General features: G+C 75.5%; 8 protein-coding genes. All 8 read left to right on the top strand.

Annotation, left to right across the window (positions count from 1 at the left end):
• Positions 1-549: 549 nt before the first annotated feature.
• The 8 genes from NR073_RS09845 (at position 550) to NR073_RS09810 (ending at position 9501) form a co-directional block, all read left to right on the top strand.
• Positions 550-1416, top strand: a complete 867-nt coding sequence (locus NR073_RS09845) for a hypothetical protein (protein ID WP_256748789.1) — start codon at positions 550-552, stop codon at positions 1414-1416.
• Positions 1413-2243 carry an HAD-IIA family hydrolase gene (locus tag NR073_RS09840; protein ID WP_051995271.1) on the top strand — a complete coding sequence of 277 codons (831 nt, stop codon included), beginning with the start codon at positions 1413-1415 and terminating at the stop codon, positions 2241-2243. The genes NR073_RS09845 and NR073_RS09840 overlap by 4 nt, the downstream gene beginning before the upstream one ends.
• Positions 2236-3078 (top strand): TlyA family RNA methyltransferase, encoded by an 843-nt coding sequence (locus NR073_RS09835; protein WP_135101190.1) that lies wholly within the window; start codon positions 2236-2238, stop codon positions 3076-3078. Before NR073_RS09840 ends, NR073_RS09835 begins: the two co-directional genes overlap by 8 nt.
• 114 nt (positions 3079-3192) lie before the next feature.
• A complete protein-coding gene (locus NR073_RS09830; RefSeq protein ID WP_036383271.1) occupies positions 3193-4281 on the top strand; it encodes an NAD kinase in 1089 nt (362 codons plus the stop codon).
• Complete coding sequence (gene recN / locus NR073_RS09825; protein ID WP_036383274.1) at positions 4278-6020, top strand: DNA repair protein RecN; 1743 nt, start codon at positions 4278-4280, stop codon at positions 6018-6020. The genes NR073_RS09830 and recN overlap by 4 nt, the downstream gene beginning before the upstream one ends.
• A gap of 41 nt (positions 6021-6061) precedes the next feature.
• Positions 6062-6769 carry an NUDIX hydrolase gene (locus NR073_RS09820; RefSeq protein ID WP_044659884.1) on the top strand — a complete coding sequence of 236 codons (708 nt, stop codon included), beginning with the start codon at positions 6062-6064 and terminating at the stop codon, positions 6767-6769.
• Complete coding sequence (gene xerD, locus NR073_RS09815; RefSeq protein ID WP_036315732.1) at positions 6766-7782, top strand: site-specific tyrosine recombinase XerD; 1017 nt, start codon at positions 6766-6768, stop codon at positions 7780-7782. The genes NR073_RS09820 and xerD overlap by 4 nt, the downstream gene beginning before the upstream one ends.
• A gap of 9 nt (positions 7783-7791) precedes the next feature.
• Positions 7792-9501 carry a CTP synthase gene (locus NR073_RS09810; RefSeq protein WP_080695883.1) on the top strand — a complete coding sequence of 570 codons (1710 nt, stop codon included), beginning with the start codon at positions 7792-7794 and terminating at the stop codon, positions 9499-9501.
• The last annotated feature ends 117 nt before the right edge of the window (positions 9502-9618 follow it).

Raw genomic sequence — 9618 nt, 5'->3', positions numbered from 1 at the left:
GAGGTTGTGGGAGAGTAGGTCGCCGCCGGACATTCTTTGAGGGAGGGCCTCGCACCGTTGGTGCGAGGCCCTTCCCGCATTTCTGGACTGTTTTCTCCGCAAGGACGGTCTGCCACAGGCTCCGGGCACTAGCCTGGTCCCCTGAGGACCCGGCCGCGAGGCCGGCACATGAGGAACAGAGACCGCGTTCCCGCGGACCGTCGCGGCGTGACGCCCAGGAAGGACACCATGGCTGAGGACACCCCCCGAGAGCGCCGCGAGGACCGCGGATCCGAGGGCCGCGGGCCCCGTGGTGGCGGTGATGGCCGGCGTCGTGGTGGTGACCGCGACGGACGTCCTCGCAGCGGTGCCGGTGACCGGCGCCGCTCCGGCGGGCCTCACGAGGACCGGCGGCGCGGCCCGGGCCAGGGGGGCGGACGCCCCGAGCGCCGCGGTGCGCCGACGGGCCCTCGTCGCGAGGACCGCGCCGAACGACCCGCGCACAATCCCGGTGACCTCCGAGCGGCGAATCGTGCGGACCAGGAGCGCTCTCCGGACATCGACCCGGACGTGACGGGCCAGGAGCTCGACCGCGGCACGCTCAAGGAGATCAACGGCCTTGACGAGCGTCCTGCCAGCTGGGTCGCCAAGCATCTCGTGATGGCCGGCCGCTACCTGGACGTCGACCCGGCGCTGGCGTTCCAGCACGCCCTCGCCGCGTCCCGCAAGGGCGGCCGCCTCTCACGCGTGCGCGAGGCAGTCGCGCTCACCGCCTACGCGGCGGGGGAGTACGCCGACGCGCTGCGCGAGTTCCGCACCTACCGGCGTATGACGGGCGATGACACCCACATCGCCGCGCAGGTGGATAGCGAGCGTGCCCTCGGCCGCACGGAGAAGGCCCTGCAGCTGGCCGCCGAGGTGGATGCCTCGCGTCTGGACCGGGCGGCGCGGGCCGAGCTGGCCATGGTCGTCTCCGGCATCCGCGAGGACGCCGGCGACCTTCAGGGTGCCCATGAGGCCCTGCAGATCCCGGAACTGGACCGGCGGCGCGGCTACCCCTTCTCTCCCCGGCTGTTCCAGCGCCAGGCCGACGTGCTGCTCGCCCTGGGGCGCCGCGACGAGGCTCGGCTCTGGGCGCGTGCCGTGCGCGTCGCGGAGAAGGCCCTCGGCGTGGGCGGGTTCGCGGACCCGGAGATCATCGACGTGGACACCGAGCCGGTCGAGGACCCCCGGGACCGCCGCCCGTCCCCCCGCGAACGGCGCCACGAGCGGTATGCGGCCGAGGCCGGTGCGGAGCCGACGGCGGACGGATCCCCGGCCGAGGAGCCGGAGGCCGCCACGGAGCCGCCGGCCGCCGTCGACGCGCCGGACGAGGTCGACCCGAACCAGCTGTCGCTGTTCGACGCCCTCGAGGCCCCGGAGGCAGACGAGCGGTGAGCGCCACGTTCTTCGCCGGTCACGACGGGCTGCTCTGCGACCTGGACGGCGTCGTCTACGCCGGAGGCGGCGCGATCGCCGGGGCGGTCGAGACGCTGTCGACGCTGCAGGAACGGGGCGTGCCGGTCGGGTTCGTGACGAACAACGCCTCCCGCGCGCCGGAGTCTGTGGCCGAGCATCTCCGCACGCTCGGGGTGCCCGCGCAGGCGGGGCAGGTCTTCGGCTCCGCACCGGCGGGCGTCGACCTGCTCGAGGAGACGCTCGGCCGCCGCACCGGCCGGGTGCTCGTGGTCGGCTCGGCGTACCTGCGCGCCGTGGTCGAGGAGCGGGGCTACGAGGTGGTCGCGTCCGCGGCGCAGCGCCCCGACGCGGTGATCCAGGGCTTCGACCCCGGTCTCGGCTGGGCCGATCTGGCGGAGGCGGCGTACGCCGTGCGCGCCGGGGCCACCTGGGTCGCCACCAACCTGGACACCTCGATCCCGCGCGCGGAGGGGATCGCCCCCGGCAACGGGGCCCTCGTCGAGGCGGTGGGCCGGGCCACCGGCACCGCGCCCGTCGCGGCGGGCAAGCCCGAGCCACGACTGTTCCGGACGGCGGCCGAGGCCCTCGGCCTGGCCCGTCCCCTCGTGGTCGGCGACCGCCTGGACACGGACATCCGCGGCGGCAACGCGGCGGGGTTCGACACGGTGCTCGTCCTGACCGGCATCGACACGCGCGAGACCGCGGCCGCCGCCCCCGGGCCGGACCGGCCCACGTGGGTCCGTGCGCACCTGCCCGCTCTGCTCGCCGGTGGGGCCGAGGGCTCCGCGGACCCACGGCGTGGCTGAGACCGCACGCGCCGACGTCGCCCTGGCCGCCCGGGGCCTGACCCGCTCCCGCACGGAGGGCGCGGCGCTCATCCGCGCGGGGCAGGTCCTCCTCGACGGCCGCCCGGTGCGCCGGCCCTCCGACCGCGTGGCCGCCGACGCCACGCTGCGCCTGCGCGACCCGGGCCCGCGGTACGTCTCCCGTGCGGCCCACAAGCTCGTCAGCGCGCTCGAGGCATTCCCGGACGTCGCCGTGGCCGGCCGCCGGGCGCTCGACGCCGGGGCCTCCACCGGCGGATTCACCCAGGTCCTCCTCGAGCGGGGCGCCGAACGGGTGGCCGCCGTCGACGTGGGCCACGACCAGCTGGCCCCGCCCGTCCAGGCCGACCCCCGCGTCCTCGTGCGCGAGGGGCTCAACGTCCGCGACCTCACGGCCGAGGACATCGACGGTCCGGTGGACCTGGTGGTCTCCGACCTGTCCTTCATCTCGCTGCGCCTCGTCCTCGCCCCGCTCGCGGGCGTGTGCCGACCCGGCGCGGAGCTGCTGCTCATGGTCAAGCCCCAGTTCGAGGTCGGGCGGCGCGCCCTGCCGCGCTCCGGCGTCGTCACCGATCCGGACGCCCGCCGCGACGCCGTCGCCGGGGTGGCCGCGGCCGCGCTGGGCGCCGGCCTCGCCCCCCGCGGCCTCACCCGATCCGGCCTGGCCGGCCAGGACGGGAACGCCGAGTTCTTCCTGCGGCTCCACCGCCCCGACGCCACCGCGGCCGACGACCCGGCCGGCAGGACGAGCCCGGCCACGCCCGCCGACGAGCGCGCCGCCGGGTGGGTCCGGGGCGCCCACATCGACTGGTCCTGACCCGCGTCCGGGGGGGCGCCGCCCGTCCACGGGCGCGGGGCCACCGGTTCGCGTGTCCGATCTCGTGGCTATCCTGGAGCGCAGTGCCCGGCACCCCGGCTCGCGGAAGGAACCATGCCCTACACCCCCGGACGTCGTGTCCTCGTCCTGACCCACACGGGCCGCGAGGACGCCATCAGCGCGGCGCTGCAGGCCACCCGCATGTTCGCGGAGGAGGGCCTGGTCAGCGTCATGCTCGAACAGGACGTGGCCGCCATCCGCGCGGCCGCGGGGGACCCCCCGGAGTTCGCGCCGGAGGCCCTCGGGGTCGACTGCGAGCTCGAGGACATCACCCTCGGCCTCGTCCTCGGCGGCGACGGCTCGGTGCTGCGGGCGGCCGACTTCGTCCGCGGCCACAACGTGCCACTGCTGGCGGTGAACCTGGGCCACGTCGGCTTCCTCGCCGAGTCCGAGCGCACCGACCTGCACCGCACCGTCCAGGCGATCGCCTCGGAGTCCTACGTGGTGATCGAGCGCATGGCCCTGGACGTCGTCGTGCTCGTGGAGGGCCGCGAGGTGGCCCGCACGTGGGCCCTCAACGAGGCCTCCGTGGAGAAGTCCCACCGGGAGCGGATGCTCGAGGTGGTCGTCTCCGTGGACAACTCGCCGCTGACGGCCTTCGGCTGCGACGGCGTCGTCCTGGCCACCCCCACCGGCTCCACCGCCTACGCCTTCTCCGGCGGGGGCCCCGTCGTGTGGCCCTCCGTGGAGGCCCTGCTGTGCGTGCCCATCAGCGCCCACGCCCTGTTCACCCGCCCCCTCGTGGTGGGTCCGCGCTCCACGATCGGCGTGGACGTGCTCACCCGCACCCGCGAGACCGGTGTGCTGTGGTGTGACGGCCGGCGCACCGTCGAACTGCCGCCGCAGGCCCGGATCGAGGTGTCCCGGTCGGCGGAGCCGGTGCGCCTGGCCCGTCTCAACCCGACGCCCTTCGCGGAACGGCTCGTGCGCAAGTTCCGGCTGCCCACGGACGGCTGGCGCGGCCCCGTCACCGCCCAGGAGCGGGCGGGCGTGCTCCACGCGGTGGAGACCGTCGAGCCGCGGCACGCGGGGCCGCGTCCCGACGTCGTCGAACCGGCCACCATGCCGCTGTCGGTGCTCTCGCCCGCGGACATCCAGCGCCACCGCGACCGCGGGGCGCGTCACCCCGGGGAGGACGCATGATCGACCATCTGAGGATCTCGGGGCTCGGCGTGATCGGCGAGGCCACCGTGGACCTGGACCCCGGCTTCACCGTCGTCACCGGCGAGACCGGCGCCGGCAAGACCATGGTGGTCACCGCCCTGGGCCTGCTGCTCGGCGCTCGCGCCGACGCGGGCGCGGTCCGCCGGGGCTCGTCCCGTGCCGTCGTGGACGCCGGCGTCCGCCTGCCCGAGGCGCACGCCGCGCTCGCCCTCGCCGAGGACGCCGGGGCCGTGCTGGACGAGGCCGACGAGGGCGTCCGGGAGCTCGTCCTGAGCCGCAGCGTCACGGCGTCCGGGGAGGGGACCCGCTCGCGCGCCGCCGCCGGCGGGCGGACCGTGCCCGTCGGCCTGCTCGCCGAGATCGGGGCGACCCTCGTGGCCGTGCACGGCCAGAACGACCAGGTCCGCCTCCAGGGCGCCGACGCCCAGCGGCACGCCCTCGATGCGTTCGGCGGCGCCGAGCTCGCCGCGGCCCTGCGCGCCTACCGCGCGGACCACGCCGCCTGGACCGCCGCGCGTCGGGAGCGCGAGGAGCTCACCGCCCACCGCCAAGAGCGGGCCCGCGAAGCCGAGGCGCTCCAGCGCTCGCTCGAGGAGATCGACCTCGCCGAGCCGCAGGAGGGCGAGGACGAGGAGCTGCGGGCTCTCATCCGCCGGCTCGAGGACGTCGAGGAGCTGCGCGCCGCCTCCGGGGAGGCACACGCCCGACTGGCCGGCCCCGACGTGGACACGATGGACGAGACCCCCGGCGCCGTCAGCCTCGTGGAGGCGGCGCAGCAGGCCGTGCTCGCCGCCCCCGGCGACGACCCCGAGCTCGCCGCCGCGGCCGCGCGCCTGGCCGAGGCCGCCGTCGTGCTCACGGACATCGCCGGCGACCTGGCCCGCTACACCGCTGACCTGGACGCCGACGCGGCCTCCGACCTCGACGCGGCCCAGTCGCGGCTGGCCGAGCTCACACGACTGCAGCGGCTCTACGGGCCGGAGCTCGCCGACGTGATCGACTGGGCCCGGACCCAGCGTCCGCGCCTGGACGAGCTGCAGGGCGACTCCGGCCGCCTCGAGGAGCTCGAGGCGGAGGTCGACCGGCTCGACGCCGCGCTGCGCGAACGGGCCGCGACCCTCACCGCCCTGCGCACCGCGGCCGCCGAGCGGCTCGAGACCGCGGTGACCGAGGAGCTGCACGCCCTGTTCATGCCGGACGCCTCGTTCCACGTGGGACTGACGCCGGTCGCCGGGGACGGTCTCGGCCCGTACGGCGCTGAGGACGTCACGCTCGCCCTGCGCCCCCACGCGGGTGTCGAGCCCCGGCCCCTGGGCCGCGGCGCCTCCGGCGGCGAGCTCTCCCGCGTGATGCTCGCCCTCGAGGTGGTCCTGGCCGCCACGGACCCGGTGCCCACCTTCGTGTTCGACGAGGTCGACGCCGGCGTGGGCGGTGAGGCCGCCGTGCGGATCGGGGCCCGCCTGGCCCGGCTCGCCCGCCACGTGCAGGTCATCGCCGTGACGCACCTGCCCCAGGTCGCCGCCTACGCGGACCGGCACGTGCGGGTGGAGAAGAACTCGGACCCGGCCGCGGGTGTGACCACCTCCGACGTCGTGACGCTGACGGCCGACGAACGGGTCGAGGAGCTCGCCCGCATGCTCGCCGGGCACGGGGACTCCGCGGCGGCCCGCGAGCACGCCCGGGAGCTGCTCGAGTCCTCCGCCCGCGAACGCGGCTGACCCGGTCCGCGGACGCCGCCCCGACATGAAAGGATCGCCCCATGCCTGAGATCCCCGCGTCCGCGGGACGCTCGCCCCTGCGCGACCTGCACGTCCCCCGCCCGGTGAAGAAGTCGAAGACCGTCTACGAAGGCCGAGTGTGGGACATCGCCCGGGAGTCGTTCCGCCTGGACCCGGCGGACAAGTCCCAGGATCCCCTGACCCGGGAGCTGATGGTGCACCCGGGCGCCGTGGCGATCCTCGCGGTCCGCACCAAGCTCACCACCACCGGCCCCCGCGAGCAGGTGGCCCTCGTCCGCCAGTACCGCCACCCCGTGGGCATGGAGCTGTGGGAGATCCCGGCGGGCCTGCGGGACGTGGACGGGGAGGACCTCCACCAGGTCGCCGTCCGTGAGCTGGCCGAGGAGGCCGACCTGCGCGCCCGCGAGTGGCACACCCTCGTCGACTACTACACGACCCCGGGCGGCTCCAGCGAGGCGATCCGCGTGTTCCTGGCCCGTCAGATCGAAGAGATCCCCGACGGCGAGCGGCACACCCGGCAGGACGAGGAGGCCGCCATGCCGCTCGTGTGGGTCGGCGTCGACGAGGTGACCGACGCCGTCCTGGATGGGCGCGTGCACAACCCCTCCACGGTCGTGGCGATCCTCGCCCTGTGCGCCCACCGCGCCCAGGGGTGGCGGCGCCTGCGCCCCGTGGACGCCCCCTTCGTCCCGGACCGCCACGGCCCCGGGGCGGACTGGCCCGCGTGAGCACCGACCCGGCCGCCCGGGGGAGCGGCGAGGCCGAGGCCCGTGGGAGCCGTGGGGGCCGGGGCGCGGAGTCCGCGCTCGCGGCCCCGTTCCGCCGCCACCTGGAGCACCTGGCCGTCGAGCGGGGCCTCGCCGCGAACACGCTGGCCGCCTACCGCCGCGACCTCGAGCGCTACCGCCGCTGGCTCGAAGCCCACGGGGTGCGCGCCCCCGCCGACGTCGACCCCGGCCACGTCTCCGGCTTCCTGCGGGCGCTGGGCACCGGCGAGGACGGCGGGCGGCCCCTCGCGGTCCGCTCGGCGGCCCGCGTGCTCGCGGCCGTGCGCGGCCTGCACCGGTTCTGGGCCCTCGAGGGACTCACGCCCGCCGACCCCGCCCGCGACGTCCACCCGCCGAAGCCGGGCGACCGCCTGCCGAAGGCGCTCCCCGTGGAGCAGGTGACGGCGCTGCTGGAGGCCGTGCCCGTCGACACCCCCGCCGGACTGCGGGACCGCGCGCTGCTCGAGTTCCTCTACGGCACCGGCGCCCGCATCTCCGAGGTGGTCGGCCTCGACGTCGACGACGTGGTGGGGCTCGCGCAGACCGGGGACGACGGCGGCCAGCCCGTGGTCCGCCTGTTCGGCAAGGGGTCCAAGGAGCGCGTGGTGCCGATCGGCTCCTACGCGGCCGCCGCGCTCGACGCATGGCTGGTGCGGGGACGGCCCACGATCATGACGGGAGTCACACGCTCCACGCCCGCCCTGTTCGTCAACGCCCGCGGGGGCCGGCTCTCCCGGCAGTCCGCGTGGGCCGTGCTGAAGCGGGCGGCCGAGCGCGCCGGCCTCGAGGCGGACGTCTCGCCCCACACCCTGCGCCACTGCTTCGCCACGCACCTGCTGGCCGGCGGCGCGGACGTCCGCGTGGTCCAGGAGCTGCTCGGGCACGCGTCCGTGACCACCACGCAGGTGTACACCCTCGTCACCGTGGACTCCCTGCGCGAGGTCTACTCCGCCGCGCATCCGCGCGCGCGCTGAGCCCCGCACCTGATACGCTCAAAATCCGTGGTGAAACGAACTTCTCGTACTCAGACGTCCACGCGCGTCACCCGTCACGTGTTCGTGACCGGCGGTGTCGCCTCCTCCCTCGGCAAGGGGCTCACGGCCTCCTCGCTCGGCCACCTGCTCAAGGCGCGCGGGCTCAGGGTGGTGATGCAGAAGCTCGACCCCTACCTCAACGTGGACCCGGGCACCATGAACCCGTTCCAGCACGGCGAGGTGTTCGTCACCGAGGACGGCGCCGAGACGGACCTGGACATCGGCCACTACGAGCGCTTCCTCGACGAGGACCTCGACGGCCTGGACAACGTGACCACCGGCCAGGTGTACTCCACCGTGATCGCCCGCGAGCGCCGCGGCGAGTACCTCGGGGACACCGTCCAGGTCATCCCGCACATCACCGACGAGATCTGCCGCCGGATGCGCCTGCCCGCGGAGCCCCGCGGCGACCGCCCCGCCCCGGACGTGATCATCACGGAGATCGGCGGCACCGTCGGCGACATCGAGTCGCAGCCCTTCCTCGAGGCCGCCCGCCAGGTCCGCCAGGACGTCGGCCGCGACGACGTCTTCTTCCTGCACGTCTCCCTCGTGCCGTACATCGGCCCCTCGCAGGAGCTCAAGACCAAGCCCACCCAGCACTCCGTGGCCGCCCTGCGCTCGATCGGCATCCAGCCGGACGCGATCGTGCTGCGCTCGGACCGGGCCGTCCCCGACGATGTCCGCGGCAAGATCGCCCGCATGTGCGACGTCCCGCAGGACGCCGTCGTCAACTGCGCCGACGCCCCCTCCATCTACGACATCCCCCGCGTCATCCACGACCAGGGCCTCGACGCCCACGTGGTGCAGTCCCTGGACCTGAAGTTCAAGGACGTGGACTGGACCGCGTGGGATGCCCTCATGGACGCCGTGCACCACCCGGAGCACGAGCTCACGGTGGCGCTCGTGGGCAAGTACGTGGACCTGCCGGACGCCTACCTGTCCGTCACCGAGGCGCTGCGCGCCGGTGGCTTCGCCCACCGGGCCAAGGTGGGCATCCGCTGGGTGGCCGCGGACGAGTGCGCCACCCCCGAGGGCGCGGCGGTGGCGCTCGCGGACGTCGACGCCGTGTGTGTGCCCGGCGGCTTCGGCGTGCGCGGGCTCGAGGGCAAGCTCGGCGCGCTGCGGCACGCCCGCGAGCAGCGGATCCCGACGCTGGGTCTGTGCCTGGGCCTGCAGTCCATGGTCATCGAGTACGCCCGCAACGTCCTCGGCCTGGAGGACGCGGACTCCACCGAGTTCGACCCGGAGACCGCCTCGCCCGTGATCGCCACCATGGCCGAGCAGGAGCAGATCGTGGCCGGCGAGGGGGACCTCGGCGGCACCATGCGCCTGGGCGCCTTCCCCGCGACCCTGCGCCCGGGCTCCGTGGTGGCCGAGGCCTACGGCACCACCGAGGTGACCGAGCGCCACCGCCACCGCTACGAGGTGAACAACGCCTACCGCGACCGCCTCGAGGAGGCCGGTCTCGCGATCTGCGGCACCTCCCCGGACGGCGCCCTCGTGGAGTTCGTGGAGCTGCCCCGGGACGTGCACCCGTACTACGTGTCCACGCAGGCCCACCCGGAGTTCTCCTCCCGGCCGACCCGCCCGCACCCGCTGTTCGCCGGCCTCGTCGCCGCCGGCCTGGCCCGCCGCGCCGACGCGGCGGCCCGGCGCTGAGGGGCCGACGACCGGCCCGACACAGTGGTCACGACACGCCGTCGCCGCGCCCGGCACGCGGCGTGTCGTGACCACTCTGCGAGGGCGTCGCACCGATGACGACACGACGACGGCGGG

The organism is Micrococcus sp. Mcc28, from assembly GCF_024519775.1.
Classification (GTDB): Bacteria; Actinomycetota; Actinomycetes; order Actinomycetales; family Micrococcaceae; genus Micrococcus; species Micrococcus luteus.
This window is presented reverse-complemented; position numbering and strand designations above follow the sequence as displayed.

Coding starts and splice junctions, on each gene's coding strand:
- NR073_RS09830 (WP_036383271.1), top strand. CDS start 3,193: ATGCCCTACACCCCCGGACGTCGTGTCCTCGTCCTGACCCACACGGGC.
- recN (WP_036383274.1), top strand. CDS start 4,278: ATGATCGACCATCTGAGGATCTCGGGGCTCGGCGTGATCGGCGAGGCC.
- NR073_RS09820 (WP_044659884.1), top strand. CDS start 6,062: ATGCCTGAGATCCCCGCGTCCGCGGGACGCTCGCCCCTGCGCGACCTG.